Origin of the sequence: Hymenobacter sp. BRD128 (assembly GCF_013256625.1) — a bacterium.
In the GTDB taxonomy this organism is placed as follows: domain Bacteria; phylum Bacteroidota; class Bacteroidia; order Cytophagales; family Hymenobacteraceae; genus Hymenobacter.
Window position 1 is genome coordinate 3,340,487 of record NZ_CP053908.1, and the last position, 15,391, is coordinate 3,355,877.

Here is a 15,391-nt window from a genome sequence, read left to right on the forward strand (position 1 = left end):
CAGGGCTCGCTTTCCATATGCTCCACATCAGCACTGGCCCGGCGCATAGCTGGGAGGTAGACTTTCGCGCCCCCGACTCTATTATACTCAATGGGCAGCCCTTCAACTGGGACCTAGCGCCGCTCGGCAATGGCCGCTACCACGTGCTGCACCAGGGCAAATCGTACAATGCCGAGCTGGTGAGCGCCGACTATGCAACGAAGGCTTTCGTCTTAAAAATCAACGGGCAGCGCGTGGAGTTGCAGGCCAAGGACCGCTTCGACCAGCTGCTCGACCGGCTAGGGCTGAGCGACGCCACCGCCCAGAAAATAAATGAGCTGAAAGCACCCATGCCCGGCCTGATTATCGACGTGCGCGTGCAGCCCGGCCAGGCCGTGCAAAAGGGCGACCCGCTGCTGGTGCTGGAAGCCATGAAGATGGAAAATATTTTGAAAGCTCCCGCCGACGGCATCGTGGCTAGCATTAAAGTAGCGCTGCGCGCCAACGTTACCAAGGGGCAGGTGCTGGTGCAATTTGCGTAGCCTGCCCCTCTCCCACCCGACTTACTAGTTTTTCCTGCTTGTGACTTACCAACGAATTCTTCTTAAGCTCAGCGGCGAGGCGCTGATGGGCCAGCAACAGTATGGCATCGACGCCGACCGCCTCATGCAGTACGCCACCGAAATCAAGGCCGTGGCCGCCACGGGCGTGCAGGTCGCCGTGGTGATTGGGGGCGGCAACATTTTCCGGGGCGTGCAGGCAGCGGCTTTTGGCCTCGACCGCGTGCAGGGCGACTACATGGGCATGCTAGCCACCGTTATCAATTCGATGGCCCTGCAAAGCGCCCTCGAAAAGATTGACGTGAGCACGCGCCTGCTCTCGGGCCTCACCATTCAGCGGGTGTGCGAGCCGTATATCCGGCGCCGGGCGGTGCGCCACTTGGAGAAGGGGCGCGTGGTCATTTTCGGCGCGGGCATCGGCTCGCCGTATTTCACCACCGACTCGGCCGCCTCGCTACGCGCCATCGAGATTGAGGCCGACGTGGTGCTGAAAGGCACCCGCGTAAACGGCATCTATACCGCCGACCCGGAGAAGGACCCTAGCGCCACGCGCTACACCGAAATCACGTTTGACGAGGTTATCAGCAAGAAACTCAACGTGATGGACATGACGGCCTTTACGCTCTGCAAGGAAAATAACCTGCCCATCATCGTGTTCGACATGAACACCGAGGGCAACCTGGAACGTCTCATAGCCGGCGAAAACCTGGGCACGCTCGTGACGATGGGTTCCAGCACCCCTAGCCAGCCTGCCGCCGGGGCGGCCCCGGTCGACCCCAAGCACAGCGAGCTGCAACCCCTGGTAGGCACTCAGCCCGAGCAAGCTTAAAAAATCTTGAATGTTGAATCTTAGATTTTGAAGTCTTCTTCGGAATTGATTCAACGCTTATGCAGCATTCAACCTTTAAATTTCAACCTTTCAAAAAGTGGACGAGGAAATTCAATTTTATCTCAGCGATGCTGAGGAATCGATGGGCAAGGCGGTGGCCCACGTAGGCGTAGAAATGAGCCGCATCCGGGCGGGTAAGGCTTCGCCAGCTATGCTCGATGGCCTGCGGGTGGACTATTACGGCACGCCTACGCCCGTATCGCAGATTGCCAATATCTCGGCTCCCGACCCGCGCTCGCTGCACATCAAGCCCTGGGAGAAGAACATGGTGAGCGAAGTAGTTAAGGCCATTAAGAATAGCGACCTGGGCCTGAACCCCGTAGCCGACGCCGACGGCGTGCGCCTCAACATCCCGGCGATGACGGAGGAGCGCCGCCGTGACCTCGTAAAGCAAGCCAAGAATGAAGTAGAAAGCGGCAAAGTGCGCGTGCGCGCCATCCGCAAAGACACGAACGAAGCCCTGCGCAAGCTGCAAAAGGATGGCGCCGCCGAAGATGCCATCAAGGATGCCGAAGCCAAGGTGCAGAAATACACCGACGCCCACATCATCGAAGTAGACAAACTTTTCACAAAGAAAGAGTCGGAGATTATGACCATCTGAGGTCAGCCGCTCAAGTACAAAAAAGGCCCGGCGAGTTATCACCAGGCCTTTTTTATGTCTTGCCTTGGGCTATTACCCTAGCCGCGCATCGGCTAGCTCGGCCTCCACCACTGCTGGCACCAGATAGTGGATGGACTGCCCCCGGCGGAAGCTCTCGCGAATGTAGGTAGCCGAAATATCGAGTAGCGGTGCCTGCATCATTTGCACACGCGGGAAAGGCGCCAAATCGGGCAGCGGGGCGCCGGGGCGTGGGTATACGTAAATGTCGAACGCGGCCAGTAGGCGGTCGGCATGTTGCCAGCGGGGCAGACCGGGCAGGTTATCGCTGCCCATCAGCAGCACGAATTCGGTGCCAGGGTAGCGCTGGCCGAGTGCATCGAGCGTGGCAATGGTGTAGCTGGGACGCGGCAGCTCAAATTCGATTGACTCGGCGCGCAGGCGCGGGTTGGCGGCCACGGCTAGCTCTACCCAGCGCAGGCGCTGCGCTTCGGGCAGCAGGTCGGCGCCCACCTTGAATGGGTTTTGCGGCGACACTACCAGCCAGACTTCGGCCAAGTCGGTGCGTGTGGCAAAGTGCTCGGCCAGAATGAGATGGCCGATGTGGACCGGGTTAAATGAGCCAAATAGCAGCCCCACGCGCCGGGCACCGCTCGGGCTAGCCAGCATCATACTGCCTCGGGCGCAGCCGTGATAAAGTCGCGCACCAGCTTTTCGGCGTGGGCCACGGCTTCTTCGAGGTTGTCGTTGACGACCGTAACGTCGAACTTATCCTCAAAAGCCAGCTCAAACGTAGCCTTGTACACCCGCGAAGAAATGCTGGATGTAGAATCGGTAGCGCGCGCGGTGAGGCGCTGGGCCAAGGCCTCGATGGATGGCGGGCGCACGAAAATGGCCAGCGCCCGGTCTTTATAGAATTCTTTGATGCTCAGGCCACCCTTCACGTCTACATCGAGGATAGCGTGCTGGCCATTGGCCCAGATGCGTTCGATTTCCGACTTAAGGGTGCCATAAAAGGCGCCTTCGTAGACTTCCTCCCACTCCACAAACTCGTCGTGGCGGATTTTATCCTGAAAATCGGCTACCGAAATGAAGTAGTAGTCCTTGCCATTGACCTCGGCGCGGCCCCGGCGGTCGCGGGTACAGGCCGAAATGGAAAAGCTCAGCTCCGGAATTAACTCCATGAGCCGGTGCACGATAGTCGTCTTGCCCGCCCCGAAGGAGCCGAGAATACAATGATTTTGCCCTGCATAGGGCTGCAAAGCTAGGCCATTTCGGCGTGCAAGCGCGCCATGATGGCGTGCGGCAGGGCCGAAGGCGCCCGGTGGCGGCTCACTTTCTGGTTCAGAAACCCAATGAACACCTGCTGCTTCTTGATATCATCGAAGCAAGGCGAGCAGTCATCGCCGTGATGAATGAGGTAATCCTCATCTTCTTCCGTCAGGACCCGTCCTTCGAGAAGCTGGTCAAGTACAATGTTCACGCGGTCGCAGTCGGGGGCGCTAGCCAACGGCGAGGCCGAGGCAAGGGGGGCCGACAGATTGGTTGTAGTAGCGGTAGCTTCCATGAGCGAAACGGGAACAGGGTCTTAGCCTGGGATTAAATGGTGAAGGAAAAATTAACTTATTCGTCGTCGGGTTCGGCGGCATTAACGGCGTCATTCAGCGCATCGTTCCCGTAGCCCATCGAGGAGGCATATTTTTCGAGCTTATCCTTGAGGAAATTGCGGGCCCGGTGCAGTCGTGAGCGCACCGTTCCGATGGGAATATCGAGCACCTTGGCCATTTCCTCATAAGTAAAGCCTTCGAGGTCGCACAAAATGATAACTGTCCGAAAATCAACGGGTAGCGAGTTCAGCGCACTAGCCACCTCGTCGCCGATGAGGTCGCGCGAGGACTGCTGCCGCAGGTCCGACGACGAAGCCCCGGTATCGGCGTCGCCCTCTACTTCATCGGGATTATAATATCCCTCAACTTCGCTGTAATCAACCTTAGCGGGCTGCTTGCTTTTCTTCCGAAAATCGTTGATAAACGAGTTTTTCAGGATGCGGAAAAGCCAGGCCTTGGCGTTGGTGCCAGGCTCGAAGTACTCGAAAAAGCGGTACGCCTTGAGGTAGGTTTCCTGCACCAGGTCGTTGGCATCGTCTTCGTCGAGCGTGAGGCGGTAGGCGAAGTTGTAGAGCGGGTCGAGCACCGGCATCAGCTCGGCCTGAAAGCGCCGGTCTTTTTCCTCTTTGCTCAGCTTCACCCGTTCGGGAGAGTCACTCATAATGGGTAGATAGGGCAGGTAATAAAGGCAGTAGTGAGCAAAAGTAAGACCGGACGGCAGCGAATTAGTTGGCTCAGTGCATTAAAAACGCGTGAAATAGCCACTTGGCTCACCCATGCAAAGGCGGCGGTATACTTACTGCCGGCTCTACCTACGGTAGCTGCCACTCGTTAGGTTGTCGGCAAAGGTTGCCACTGCGCTATTCGGGCGGCCACGGTAGCCGCCTCAATAGCCCTAATGCAGGTGCAGGCGGTGGGCTGGGCGCGGCAATCCTGGCAGTCGGGCCGGTCAAAAACCAGGTACTCGGCGTGCGGCCCCAGCGGCCCCCAGCGGCCAGGGTGCATGGGCCTGATGGGCGGATACAAGCCCAGCGCGTGGCGGCCCAGCGCAGCGGCTAGGTGCAGCGGGCCGGTGCTGCCGGCCACCAGCCCATCGGCGGCGGCAATGAACGCAATGAACTCAGGCAAGGCCAACTGACCGGTGAGGTCGGCAGTAATGAAGGGGGTATGTTCGCGGAGCCATTCGGCTAGCTCTTCGCCTTCGGCCTGCGTGCCGCTAACGAACACGCGGTGGCCGGCTGCGTGCAGCAGCCGGACCAGCTGGCCGAAGTGCGCCAGCCCCCACTCGCGGGCGCTGCCCCGGCTGCGCGGGTGCAGGATGATGTTGAGCTGGCCGGGCCGGCGGGCCGCGAGCAATTGCTGAAACCCGGGCCGCAGCAGCGCGGCCGCTTGCAGGCGCACCAGCCTGGCAATCGTCGCTAGCCCCAGCGGCGTGGTGTAGCCCAGCAGCGCCAGTAGCTGCAAGTTGAGCTGCGCCTCGTGCAGCGGCGAGTGGCGGCGGCTGAGGGCCACCAGCTGGGTACAGGTAAGCCAGTGAAACAGTCGGTTGCGCGTGCCAATGCGCGTAGGGATGCGCGCTAGCTTGGCCAGGCGGGCTAGCCGCTTATTGGGGAGAACGTGAATGATGGCCGTGGCCGCCTGACTTTGCAAGCGGGCTAGCTGGTCTTTTTCGGGTAGCTGCCACAGCGCATCCACATTCAGAAAGTCATCGACCCACGGGCAGGCGGCGGCCACGGCGGCCGTATAGGCGCGGCCAATGAGCACCACCCGGCAGCCGGGATGGTACCGCTTGAGCCAGCCGGCCACCGGCAGCGTGAGCACCACGTCGCCAATGGCATCGGTGCGCGATACGAGAAAGGTGGGCGCGCTCATGCGGTGGGCGCGTTCTGGGTGTTGGTTTTGAGCTTGGCAAATTTCAGAAACACGCCCCAGGCCGAGATGCTGGCGATGCTTAGCCCCGCGAAGCCATCGAGGAACCCTAGCCGGAACACGTAGCCGTACGCGAATTTCCAGAGCGGCTTGAGCAGCAGGTGAAAGAGCGTGACGTTGGTATTGCCCTTCAAGACCCGCTCGCGCGCGGTGATGCTCGTAAACTTATTGAGCTGGTTAACGTGCTGCGCAATAGAACGATAGGAGTAGTGCAGGGCATCACCGGCGAGCTGGCCGGTGGTGTGGCCGGGCTGCACCACGTAGTGCTCGTGCAGCAGCAGGCCCTGCCAGCGGCCCAGGCGGCGGTCGTAGAGGCGCAGCTTGCGGTCGGGGTACCAGCCCCCGTGGCGCACCCAGGTGCCGCAGTAGTTGGTGAGGCGGGCCATGCCGTAGGCGGCGTGCTGCCAGTTTTTTTTCACCGCTACGATGCTTTGGCGTAGCTCTTCGGTGAGTACTTCGTCGGCATCGAGCTGCAACACGTAGTTGTAGCGGGCCTGGTCGGTGGCAAAATTCTTTTGCTCGACGTAGCCGGCAAACGCATTCTGAATGAGGCGCGCCCCGTGCACCCGGCAGATTTCAACGGTGCGGTCAGTCGAAAAGGAATCGACCACCAATACTTCGTCGGCCACGGTGCCCAGGGCTTGCAGGCAGCGCGCAATATTGGCCTCCTCATTGAGGGTAATGATGACGACGGAGAGCGGAATGGTGGGCATAGACAGTACAAAGCTAGCGGCGCAGCCCTGAGTAAGCAGGGCGCAAGCTTACTAGTTTTGGAAATGAAAAAACCGCTACTGCTCGGGCTAGGGTTGGCTATTTTATTTCCGGTGCTTGGCCGTGCCCAAACCTACCGGGCGAAGGATGATGCCACTTTTATATCCACTAAACATATTTTTAATCTGGTAGGAGACGACCTCCCAGTAAGAAATGAAGATATTGACAATGTAGCTGCCTTGAAGCAGGTGCCCATTGTGCCGGCTATCCCTCACCCTACTGAAGTAGCGGCGTCGGAGCGAGCCTATGCCAGCGGCAAGTATGCCGGGGCAGCCAAAGCGGTAGCTGGAGTTGCTAAGCTAGAGCCCGCCGACCCCACGGTCCTGTATTACTACGCCCGGGCCTTATACCGCAATCCTGCTACAAGGCATCTCAGCTACCCGGTCTATAAATGCCTGATTATTTTACTTGATAAATATGGCCGCGAAAATCAATATACAGTTGCCGTTTATTTACTGTTCTGGGAAGCGTATTTCAAGCTGGCAACCTTACAGCTTGATATGGCACAGTGGGCAGCCGCATCCTATAATTTGTCGCGGGCGGCGACCGCACTGCAATCTTTACAAGACGTGAGAGCCGCAAATGAGCCCTTACGCGAGCAGGTTTTGCAGTACCAAACAGAATGCTTCGCTCACCTGCACAACCCGGCGTTGTGCCGCTACTTCGGGCAGCGCACACTGAAGTTTTTTCCGAATAATCGCTACGTGCAGCCTTACCTAGCCGCCTTACCTAAGCCTAAGGTGGGGCGCCGCCGCTAGCCCTTGATTTATCATTCCAAGGTTCGGCTACGTATAGCCGGCTCTTCTACTCCGAACTTTTATGGCTGACCTTCAAGATAAAATCATTCTCGTGACCGGCGCTACCTCCGGCATTGGCGAAGTCACGGCGCGCGAGCTGGCGCGGCAGGGCGCGCACGTCATCATCTTGGCCCGCAACCGGCAGAAGGCCGAGCGCACCCGGCAGGAAATTATCGCCACCACCGGCAACCAGCGGGTGGATGTGGTGCTGGCCGACCTTTCGCTGATGCAGCAAGTGCGCGATGTGGCCGCCCAACTACACGACAAGTACCCGCGTCTCGACGTGCTGGTGAACAATGCCGGTCTGATGTTCGGGGCCGAGCGCGAGCTCTCGGCCGATGGCTACGAGATGACCCTAGCCACCAACCACCTGGGGCCTTTTTTACTCACCAGCCTGCTGCTCGACTTGCTGCAAAAAAGCCCGGCCGCGCGCATCGTCAACGTGGCCTCGATGGCTTATCGCTTCAGCAAGCCCACGCTCGACGACCTGCAATCGGAGCGTTCGTACAGCCCGGTGTGGGAGTATGGCAACACGAAGCTCTGGAACATCATGTTTACGCAGGAGCTAGCCAAGCGCCTGCGCGAGCACGGCATCACTAATGTGACGACCAATGCGCTGCACCCCGGCGCGGTGGCCACCGGCTACGGCCAGCAGACGGGCGGCATCATTTCGGCGCTCCTGGCGCTAGGCCGGCCCCTTATGCTTTCGCCCGAGAAGGGTGCCGAAACCAGCCTTTTTCTGGCCACCGACCCTGGCGTGGCGGCTACCAGCGGCGGCTTTTTCAGCAAGAAAAAGCCAGAGCCGGTCAAGAGTAAGTTCAACACGCCTGGTAACAATAAGAAGCTGTGGGAAATCAGCGAGGCGCTGACCGACACCAAGTTTCTGGACTAGCCGGGCCGGCTAGCCCAACTTTTCGGCTAGCCGGGGGCTTTAGCTACTGTTTCACGCAGCTTTTATAGAATGGAAGTAGGAATCAGCTCTTTTGGCGAAGTAGCTCCCGCCCACGTAGCGGGCGCCGACCACGCGGCCGCCCAACGCATGCAGGAACTCGTAGCGCTGGGCCGCTGCGCCGATGAGGCCGGGCTGGATGTGCTGGCCATTGGCGAGCACCACCGGGCCGACTACGTAGTGTCGGCGCCCGAAATGGTGCTGGCGGCCGTGGCCTCAGTCACGAAACGCCTGCGCCTCACCAGCGCCGTCACGGTGCTCAGCTCGACCGACCCGGTGCGCACGTTTCAGAATTTTGCTACGCTCGATTTGCTGTCGAATGGCCGGGCTGAGATTATCGCCGGGCGCGGGTCGTTCACGGAGTCATTCCCGCTGTTTGGGCAAAACCTGAACGACTACGACGAGCTATACGCCGAAAAGCTGGGGCTATTACTTGCCCTTAATGATAACGAGGTGGTGACCTGGAAAGGCAAGCACCGGCCGGCCATCGCGGGCCGGGGCGTGTACCCGCGCCCGGTGCAGCCCAAGCTGCCCATCTGGATTGGGGTGGGCGGCACGCCCGCCTCGGCCGCGCGGGCCGGGTCGCTGGGGCTCGGGCTCACCATTGCCATTTTGGGTGGCGCACCGGCGCAGTACGTCACGTTTGCGGATATCTACCGCCGCGCCGCGCAGCAGGCTGGCCACGATGCCGCGGCCCTGCCGCTGTGCATCAACTGCCACTTTCACCTGGCCGAAAACGCCAAGCAGGCCGCCGATGAGTTTTTTCCGGCTTATGCGCTGACCATGAACCGCATCGGCCGCGAGCGCGGCTGGCGGCCCATGACGCGCCCGCAGTTCGATTACCTCTGCGGGCCGGATGGGCCACTCTTCGTGGGCTCGCCGCCGCAGATTATCGACAAGCTGCTTTACCTCAGTCAATTATTTGGCAATACCCGCTTCCTGGGTCAGCTCATGCTGGAGGGCATGCCGCACGCGGCCGTACTGCGCTCGACCGAGTTGTTTGGTCAGCAGGTGGCCCCGGCCATGCGAGCGGCGCTAGGTATCACTGTCTGAACCACGGTTCGTCGGATTTTCCGGATTTTGTGAACGCAAAAAAGGCCGCTCAAATGAGCGGCCTTTTTTATTTTTACCAGAGCCACTCGTTTACACAATCCGCAGAATCTATAGTTCAGACGGTTGTTAATAGCGGTACAAATCCGACTTGAACGGACCTTGCACGGGCACTTTGATATAGTCGGCTTGCTTGGGCGTCAGTTCGTCGAGCTCCACGCCAATTTTGGCGAGGTGCAGGCGAGCTACTTTCTCGTCGAGGTGCTTGGGCAGGGTGTACACCTGGTTTTCGTACTGGTCGGCGTGTGCCCACAACTCTAGCTGGGCTAGAGTCTGGTTGGTAAACGAGTTCGACATCACGAACGATGGGTGGCCGGTGGCGCAGCCCAGGTTTACCAGGCGGCCTTCGGCCAGAATAATAACCTCTTTGCCATCAATGTTGTAGAGGTCAACTTGCGGCTTCACCGTGTCTTTGGTGTGGCCGTAGTTCTTGTTGAGCCACGCCATATCAATTTCATCGTCGAAGTGGCCAATGTTGCAGACAATAGCCTTGTCTTTAAGAGCCCGGAAATGCTCTTCGCGGATAATGTCGCAGTTGCCGGTAGTGGTAATCACGATGTCGGCGCGCGGAATGGCGTTCTCCATCTTCTTCACCTCGTAGCTGTCCATAGCCGCCTGCAGGGCGCAGATGGGGTCGATTTCGGTGACAATAACGCGGGCGCCGGCGCCGCGCAGGCTAGCGGCAGTGCCTTTTCCTACGTCGCCGTAACCGGCTACTACGGCTACTTTGCCGGCCATCATCACGTCGGTAGCCCGGCGAATGGCGTCTACGGCCGACTCTTTGCAGCCGTATTTGTTGTCAAACTTCGACTTCGTTACCGAGTCATTGATGTTGAAGGCGGGAAAGGGCAGCGAGCCATTTTTCACGCGCTCAATGAGGCGCAGCACGCCGGTCGTGGTTTCTTCCGACACGCCTTTGATACCGCTGGCCAACTCCGGGAACTGGTCGAGCACCATGTTGGTAAGGTCGCCGCCATCGTCGAGAATCATATTAAGCGGCTGGCGCTCCTCCCCAAAAAACAGCGTTTGCTCGATGCACCAGTTGAATTCTTCCTCGTTCATACCTTTCCAGGCGTATACCGGGATACCAGCGGCGGCGATGGCGGCGGCGGCATGGTCCTGAGTCGAGAAGATGTTGCACGACGACCAAGTCACGTCGGCCCCGAGCGCGATGAGCGTCTCGATGAGCACGGCCGTCTGAATGGTCATGTGCAGGCAGCCGGCGATGCGGGCCCCTTTCAGCGGCTGGCTCGGGCCAAACTCGGCGCGCAGGCTCATCAGGCCGGGCATTTCGGCTTCGGCCAGGCGAATTTCCTTGCGCCCCCACTCGGCCAGGCTCAGGTCTTTTACTTTGTACGGAACGTAGGTCGTGGGCTTAGTTTCTACCATGATAGTCAGCAATTGAATGTCGGGTATTCCAACCGCAAAGATACGAATTTGTTAGGGGTTGGAAGCATCTTAAGCGCCCCTACCTTTGTCGGCTATGACCTTCTCTTTTCTTTCTTCTGGCCGGGTAGTACGCTGGGCAGCAATAACCTCCTTAGTGGCCGGGCTGGGTTTAGCCACGCAGCCAGCCACCGCGCAAAGCGCGCTTACTACCATCCGCCTGCTGCCCGAGGACGCCGAGCGTGGCCAATACGGTCACCAACACAACTTCTACTTTTTGCCACCCGGCAAAACTGGTGAGGATTACCAGAATGCCGGTTTCTTCGGCGGTAAGCTGCGGCCATATCTCGGCAATAACTCTTCAGCCTTAGCCGAGTTGGACCATTACAAAGCGAATAAGACGGCTTATTTAATTGATAAAATAGTGCTGGTAGGCGCGGCAGGGCTTTACGGCTCGCAAGTGTTTGGACACGGCGATGCCCAGTATCATAATTCTACCCAGCAGGTAGCGGCCGGAGTAGCGGTGGCTAGCCTGCTCGCCACTATCTTCATTAATCGTCATACCAACGAGCATTTCAAGCAAGCAGTGGATAACTACAACACGGGTACCTCCGGCGTGCACGGCACCCGGTGGCCGCGGCTGCGGCCGGCTGGCGTAGGGCTAGCCACCAGCACCGGGCATCCGGTACTGGCACTGCGCTGGCAGCTATGAGGGTAAAAAGAAGAATTGAGGCTAGGCCGGAAGAATTATCGTCCGGCTAATTCTTCCAGCTCAGCCTCAATTCTGAATTCCGACAGCACCAGTTAGCCGTTTTTTTCGTTAGTAGCTGCACAATGGAGTTTCCTTTACCCGAGGCGGCCCGACGCTACGTGGCTGCCCACCTGCACGACGACCCCGCCCACCTGGCTTTGCAGGCCCGCCGCCACCCGCACCTGCCCGTGCCCGAGTTGGTGCGCCAGATTCAGGCCCGCCAGAAGGCTCGCACCAAGCTGCCGACCTGGGCCGACAATCAGGAACTGATTTTTCCGCCCGCACTCTCCGTCGAGCAAGCCTCTTCCGAGCGCACCGCTATCTACAAGGCCGCGCTGGTGGCCGGGGCGAGCCGGCTGGCCGACCTCACGGGTGGCTTCGGGGCCGATGCCGCGCACTTTGCGGCCGTGGTCGAGCACGTTGATTACGTGGAGCGCGACGCCAAACTGGCGGCCGTGGTAGCCTACAACCTGGAGCAGCTCGGCATCAGCAACGTGACGACTCACGCGGCCGATGCGGCAGCCTTTTTGAAGGCTAGCGGCCAGCAATTCGACTGGCTGTTTCTGGACCCGGCCCGGCGCGACCAGCGCGGCGGCAAAACTTTCCGGCTAGCCGACTGCGAGCCCGATGTGCCGCGCCTGCTACCGCTGCTGCTGCGCCACGCGCCGCGCATCCTGCTCAAAACCTCGCCCATGCTCGATATTGAGCTAGCCATTCAGGAACTCAGGCATGTGCGGCGGCTGTGGGTTATTGCGGTGGATAATGAAGTAAAAGAGGTGTTGTATGAGTTGGGCGCGGAGCCCGCCGTTGACCCCGAGCGGCTAGCCGTGAACCTGCGCCGCGACGGCAGCCAGCCCGATTTTCGCCTCAACCGCGCCCGCGAGGCCCGCGCTGTGCCCCGCTACGCCGAAGCTCAGCAGTTTCTTTACGAGCCCAACGCAGCTATTCTTAAGGCAGGCGCTTTTAAGAGCATCGGCACAGCTTTCGGGCTGCTCAAGCTGCAGCAGCACAGCCACCTATACACCAGCCAAGAGCTGCGCGCCGAGTTTCCGGGGCGTATTTTTCGCATCCTGGCCACCGAGAAAGCCGATGGGCCCAGCCTGAAAAAGCACCTTGGGCCCGAGGGCCGGGCGCACGTCACGACCCGTAATTTTCCCGAGTCGGTGGCCGATTTTCGGCGGCGCACGGGTATTCGGGAGGGCGGCGACATTTATTTGTTTGCCACCACCGACCTGCGGGGCCGCTTGGTCGTACTGGTGTGCCAGAAGGTTTCGGCCACCGCGCCTGCCTAGGCCTTGCGTGGCCAAAACGTGGCCGCTCAGGATTTAATGAGTAGTTTTGCGCCCCGCCCGCCCGCGCCGCTGACCTGGCCCGGCGGGCGGATTTTTGTTTGTTAATTTCCCGCCATGCCCTATCTGTTCACTTCCGAATCGGTTTCGGAAGGCCACCCCGATAAAGTTGCCGACCAGATTTCCGACGCCATCCTCGACGAATATTTGCGCCAGGACCCCTCGGCCAAAGTAGCCTGCGAAACCCTCGTAACGACGGATTTTGCCCTGGTGGCCGGCGAAATAAAGTCAACAGCCCACGTCGATGCCGAGCCTATCGTGCGCGAAACCATTCGGCGCATTGGCTACAACAAGCCCGAGTACCTGTTCAACGCCGACACTTGCGAGGTGATGAACCGCCTGCACGAGCAGTCGCCCGATATCAACCAGGGCGTGGTGCGCCAGGCCCCCGAAGAGCAGGGCGCCGGCGACCAGGGCATGATGTTTGGCTACGCCACCAGTGAAAGCGCCAGCTACATGCCGCTGGCCCTCGACCTGTCGCATCGCCTGCTCGAAGAGCTGGCCACCATTCGCCGGGCAGGCCAGGAGATGACTTACCTGCGCCCCGACGCCAAAAGCCAGGTAACCATCCGCTACTCCGACGACCACCGCCCCGAGGCCATTGAAACCATCGTCATCAGCACCCAGCACGATGAGTTCGACGCGTCGGAAGATGCTATGCTGGCGCGCATCAAGCAGGATATTCTCACTATCTTGATTCCGCGCGTGAAGGCCAAGCTTAGCCCCGAGGTACAGGCGCTCTTCACTGCTGACATTCAACACCATATCAACCCCACGGGCAAGTTTGTTATCGGTGGGCCGCACGGCGACTCGGGCCTCACCGGCCGCAAAATTATCGTAGATACCTACGGCGGTAAGGGTGCCCACGGCGGCGGGGCTTTCTCGGGCAAAGATTCGAGCAAAGTTGACCGCTCGGCGGCCTACGCCACCCGCCACATTGCCAAAAACCTGGTGGCCGCCGGCGTGGCCGACCAGGCCCTGGTGCAGGTAGCTTACGCCATCGGTGTAGCCAAGCCGGTAGGCTTGTACGTCACTACCTCGGGCACCACTAAGGCACTGGGTACCAACGGCCAGCCGCTCACCGACGGCGAGATTGCCGATAAAGTGAATGAGCTTTTCGACCTGCGGCCCTACGCCATCGTGGAGCGGCTAGGCCTGCGCAATCCTATTTTTGGCGCCACGGCCGCCTACGGCCACATGGGCCGCCAGCCCGGCACCGTGACCGTGAAGATGGAAAACGGCGAAGAAAAAACTTTCGAAACTTTCACCTGGGAAAAACTCGACTACGTGGACCGCATCAAGGCCGCTTTTAGGCTTTAGGCACCCCTCGCAACCAAAAAGCCCCGGCTGCCTAGAGCAGCCGGGGCTTTTTAACTTATAAACGGGCCTAGTGGCTCAGCGATTTTTCTTTGTACTTGGTAATCTGACGCTTCAGCGCTTCGACAGCGGCGTCGGTAGCGGCCTCGAAGGAGGTCGCGTCTTCCTGGCTAAACAGGGTACTACCGGGCACCATGAGCTTGATTTCGACTGTTTTATTCGCGGCGCCGTCCTTGTTGTTGAGGCGCAGAATCACTTCCCCATCCGTTACACGGTCGTAGAAATGTTCCAGCTTGTTCAGGCGTTGCTGGATAAAGTCGAGCAGGGTTTTGTCGGCATCGAAATGGACCGATTGCATTTGCACTTTCATGGGCAAAAGGGAAATGTGGGTTGGGAATTGCACTCGAACAGCCAGGCATTGCCAGTCGTCAGGGCTAGCCGAAAGAATGCCGCCGAAGCTAACACCTTACCAGCCAATCCATAACCCAGCAGGCGCTGGCCGCTCGCTGATTAAGCCCGCGGGTGGGCTTGTTCAAATACGGATTTCAGGCGGTCGACGGACAAGTGCGTGTACACTTGGGTGGCCGCCAGGCTGGCGTGGCCCAGCAGCTCCTTAATAGCATTGAGGTCGGCACCCTTGCCGAGTAAGTGCGTAGCAAAGGCGTGGCGCAAGGCATGCGGGTGCTGGTGCGCCGCCGAAGTTGACACCTGGCTCAGGTATTTTTTGACGGTGCGGTACACCAGCTTTTCGTAGAGCGGCTCGCCTTTGTCGGTACGCAGCAGGGGGCTAGCTGAAGTGGCAGGCCCAAACTCGGCCAGCCGGCTAGCCCGGTATTTCTCCAGCACCAGCAGCAGCGAGGGGTTCAGGGGCACAATGCGCTGCTTGTTGCCCTTACCAGTCACGCGCACGGTGCGCGCGCCACCGTCTACATCATCTTCCGAAATACCCAGTAGCTCCGAAAGACGAATGCCGGTGCCGTATAAGGTTTCGAGCACTAGCTGGTCGCGCACGCCCGCAAAACTGTCTTCAAACTCAAAGGAATTGAGTAGCCGGTTCAGCGATTCTTCGGGCACAAACTCAGGCAGCTTCTTGGCCATCTTCGGCGCCTTGATACGCAGCATGGGATTGGCCTCGATGCGATGCCCGCGCAGCAAAAATTTATAAAAGGAGCGCAAGCAGGCCACTTTACGATTCACGGTGCGCGGGTCAAGGTCCTGGTTCATCAGGCTCACCACCCAGCTCCGAATAAGCGGGTGCGTGGCCTGCGCGGGGTCGGCTAGCTCGTACTCGGCTAGCAGATAAGCCACAAACTGCGTCAGGTCAGTCTGGTACGAGGTGACGGTGTGCGGGCTAAAGCGCTTTTCATAGCGCAAAAAATCCAGAAACTCTTCCATAAGC

The 15,391-nt window shown here is 59.5% G+C and carries 17 protein-coding genes and 1 pseudogene; 9 read left to right on the forward strand and 9 right to left on the reverse strand.

All coding sequences use genetic code 11. The annotated features are described in order from the left end of the window. Positions 1 to 17 precede the first annotated feature (17 nt). The 3 genes from GKZ68_RS14775 to frr all read left to right on the forward strand — a co-directional run bounded on the left by GKZ68_RS14775 (position 18) and on the right by frr (position 2,029). Positions 18 to 521 (forward strand): biotin/lipoyl-containing protein, encoded by a 504-nt coding sequence (locus tag GKZ68_RS14775; RefSeq protein ID WP_173116094.1) that lies wholly within the window; start codon positions 18 to 20, stop codon positions 519 to 521. A gap of 40 nt (positions 522 to 561) precedes the next feature. Beyond that, on the forward strand, positions 562 to 1,368 hold the full coding sequence (gene pyrH / locus GKZ68_RS14780; RefSeq protein ID WP_173116096.1) for a UMP kinase: 807 nt from the start codon (positions 562 to 564) through the stop codon (positions 1,366 to 1,368). Positions 1,369 to 1,465: 97 nt separating this feature from the next. Continuing rightward, positions 1,466 to 2,029, forward strand: a complete 564-nt coding sequence (frr, locus tag GKZ68_RS14785) for a ribosome recycling factor (RefSeq protein WP_173116098.1) — start codon at positions 1,466 to 1,468, stop codon at positions 2,027 to 2,029. A 72-nt stretch (positions 2,030 to 2,101) separates the two neighbouring features. Here frr and nadD read toward each other — a convergent pair whose 3' ends face one another. The 6 genes and pseudogenes from nadD to GKZ68_RS14815 form a co-directional block, all read right to left on the reverse strand. Next, the gene (nadD, locus tag GKZ68_RS14790; RefSeq protein WP_254244018.1) at positions 2,102 to 2,698 is read right to left on the reverse strand and encodes a nicotinate (nicotinamide) nucleotide adenylyltransferase; all 597 of its coding nucleotides are present in this window, start codon (positions 2,696 to 2,698) and stop codon (positions 2,102 to 2,104) included. Further along, positions 2,695 to 3,278: pseudogene (gene gmk, locus GKZ68_RS14795) on the reverse strand (guanylate kinase). Before gmk ends, nadD begins: the two are co-directional and overlap by 4 nt. Before the next feature lie 12 nt (positions 3,279 to 3,290). Next, on the reverse strand, positions 3,291 to 3,593 hold the full coding sequence (locus GKZ68_RS14800) for a hypothetical protein (protein WP_173116100.1): 303 nt from the start codon (positions 3,591 to 3,593) through the stop codon (positions 3,291 to 3,293). Positions 3,594 to 3,649: 56 nt separating this feature from the next. After that, positions 3,650 to 4,294 (reverse strand): sigma-70 family RNA polymerase sigma factor, encoded by a 645-nt coding sequence (locus tag GKZ68_RS14805; RefSeq protein WP_173116102.1) that lies wholly within the window; start codon positions 4,292 to 4,294, stop codon positions 3,650 to 3,652. 170 nt (positions 4,295 to 4,464) lie between these two features. Continuing rightward, complete coding sequence (locus tag GKZ68_RS14810) at positions 4,465 to 5,505, reverse strand: glycosyltransferase family 9 protein (RefSeq protein WP_173116104.1); 1,041 nt, start codon at positions 5,503 to 5,505, stop codon at positions 4,465 to 4,467. After that, positions 5,502 to 6,275 (reverse strand): glycosyltransferase family 2 protein, encoded by a 774-nt coding sequence (locus GKZ68_RS14815; RefSeq protein ID WP_173116106.1) that lies wholly within the window; start codon positions 6,273 to 6,275, stop codon positions 5,502 to 5,504. The genes GKZ68_RS14810 and GKZ68_RS14815 overlap by 4 nt, the downstream gene beginning before the upstream one ends. Positions 6,276 to 6,338: 63 nt before the next feature. Between GKZ68_RS14815 and GKZ68_RS14820 the strand changes: the two genes are divergently transcribed. From GKZ68_RS14820 to GKZ68_RS14830, 3 genes are all read left to right on the forward strand, one after another. Further along, entirely contained in the window at positions 6,339 to 7,091 is a 753-nt protein-coding gene (locus tag GKZ68_RS14820) for a hypothetical protein (protein ID WP_173116108.1), read from the forward strand. A 61-nt stretch (positions 7,092 to 7,152) separates the two neighbouring features. Further along, positions 7,153 to 8,022: an SDR family oxidoreductase gene (locus GKZ68_RS14825; RefSeq protein ID WP_173116110.1), complete on the forward strand. Its 870-nt coding sequence runs from the start codon at positions 7,153 to 7,155 to the stop codon at positions 8,020 to 8,022. Positions 8,023 to 8,091: 69 nt separating this feature from the next. Next, positions 8,092 to 9,132, forward strand: a complete 1,041-nt coding sequence (locus GKZ68_RS14830) for an LLM class flavin-dependent oxidoreductase (protein ID WP_173116112.1) — start codon at positions 8,092 to 8,094, stop codon at positions 9,130 to 9,132. A 126-nt stretch (positions 9,133 to 9,258) separates the two neighbouring features. Here the strand turns inward: GKZ68_RS14830 and ahcY are convergent, their stop codons facing one another. After that, positions 9,259 to 10,578 carry an adenosylhomocysteinase gene (gene ahcY / locus GKZ68_RS14835; RefSeq protein ID WP_173116114.1) on the reverse strand — a complete coding sequence of 440 codons (1,320 nt, stop codon included), beginning with the start codon at positions 10,576 to 10,578 and terminating at the stop codon, positions 9,259 to 9,261. 94 nt (positions 10,579 to 10,672) lie between these two features. On the opposite strand from ahcY, the gene GKZ68_RS14840 reads away from it, so the two are divergent. From GKZ68_RS14840 to metK, 3 genes are all read left to right on the forward strand, one after another. Continuing rightward, a complete protein-coding gene (locus GKZ68_RS14840; protein ID WP_173116116.1) occupies positions 10,673 to 11,287 on the forward strand; it encodes a hypothetical protein in 615 nt (204 codons plus the stop codon). Positions 11,288 to 11,409: 122 nt separating this feature from the next. Continuing rightward, complete coding sequence (locus GKZ68_RS14845) at positions 11,410 to 12,618, forward strand: class I SAM-dependent methyltransferase (RefSeq protein WP_173116118.1); 1,209 nt, start codon at positions 11,410 to 11,412, stop codon at positions 12,616 to 12,618. Positions 12,619 to 12,732: 114 nt separating this feature from the next. Then, the gene (metK, locus tag GKZ68_RS14850) at positions 12,733 to 13,995 is read left to right on the forward strand and encodes a methionine adenosyltransferase (RefSeq protein WP_173116120.1); all 1,263 of its coding nucleotides are present in this window, start codon (positions 12,733 to 12,735) and stop codon (positions 13,993 to 13,995) included. Between the two features lie 67 nt (positions 13,996 to 14,062). Here the strand turns inward: metK and raiA are convergent, their stop codons facing one another. Together raiA and GKZ68_RS14860 are read right to left on the reverse strand one after the other, a co-directional pair. After that, on the reverse strand, positions 14,063 to 14,362 hold the full coding sequence (raiA, locus tag GKZ68_RS14855; protein WP_173116122.1) for a ribosome-associated translation inhibitor RaiA: 300 nt from the start codon (positions 14,360 to 14,362) through the stop codon (positions 14,063 to 14,065). A gap of 140 nt (positions 14,363 to 14,502) precedes the next feature. Continuing rightward, positions 14,503 to 15,387, reverse strand: a complete 885-nt coding sequence (locus GKZ68_RS14860) for a tyrosine-type recombinase/integrase (protein ID WP_173116124.1) — start codon at positions 15,385 to 15,387, stop codon at positions 14,503 to 14,505. Between the last annotated feature and the right edge of the window lie 4 nt (positions 15,388 to 15,391).

Coding starts and splice junctions, on each gene's coding strand:
- GKZ68_RS14820 (WP_173116108.1), top strand. CDS start 6,339: ATGAAAAAACCGCTACTGCTCGGGCTAGGGTTGGCTATTTTATTTCCG.
- GKZ68_RS14815 (WP_173116106.1), bottom strand. CDS start 6,275: ATGCCCACCATTCCGCTCTCCGTCGTCATCATTACCCTCAATGAGGAG.
- GKZ68_RS14775 (WP_173116094.1), top strand. CDS start 18: ATGCTCCACATCAGCACTGGCCCGGCGCATAGCTGGGAGGTAGACTTT.
- GKZ68_RS14840 (WP_173116116.1), top strand. CDS start 10,673: ATGACCTTCTCTTTTCTTTCTTCTGGCCGGGTAGTACGCTGGGCAGCA.
- GKZ68_RS14810 (WP_173116104.1), bottom strand. CDS start 5,505: ATGAGCGCGCCCACCTTTCTCGTATCGCGCACCGATGCCATTGGCGAC.
- GKZ68_RS14825 (WP_173116110.1), top strand. CDS start 7,153: ATGGCTGACCTTCAAGATAAAATCATTCTCGTGACCGGCGCTACCTCC.
- GKZ68_RS14860 (WP_173116124.1), bottom strand. CDS start 15,387: ATGGAAGAGTTTCTGGATTTTTTGCGCTATGAAAAGCGCTTTAGCCCG.
- GKZ68_RS14845 (WP_173116118.1), top strand. CDS start 11,410: ATGGAGTTTCCTTTACCCGAGGCGGCCCGACGCTACGTGGCTGCCCAC.
- raiA (WP_173116122.1), bottom strand. CDS start 14,362: ATGAAAGTGCAAATGCAATCGGTCCATTTCGATGCCGACAAAACCCTG.
- nadD (WP_254244018.1), bottom strand. CDS start 2,698: ATGATGCTGGCTAGCCCGAGCGGTGCCCGGCGCGTGGGGCTGCTATTT.
- GKZ68_RS14800 (WP_173116100.1), bottom strand. CDS start 3,593: ATGGAAGCTACCGCTACTACAACCAATCTGTCGGCCCCCCTTGCCTCG.
- ahcY (WP_173116114.1), bottom strand. CDS start 10,578: ATGGTAGAAACTAAGCCCACGACCTACGTTCCGTACAAAGTAAAAGAC.
- GKZ68_RS14830 (WP_173116112.1), top strand. CDS start 8,092: ATGGAAGTAGGAATCAGCTCTTTTGGCGAAGTAGCTCCCGCCCACGTA.
- GKZ68_RS14805 (WP_173116102.1), bottom strand. CDS start 4,294: ATGAGTGACTCTCCCGAACGGGTGAAGCTGAGCAAAGAGGAAAAAGAC.
- metK (WP_173116120.1), top strand. CDS start 12,733: ATGCCCTATCTGTTCACTTCCGAATCGGTTTCGGAAGGCCACCCCGAT.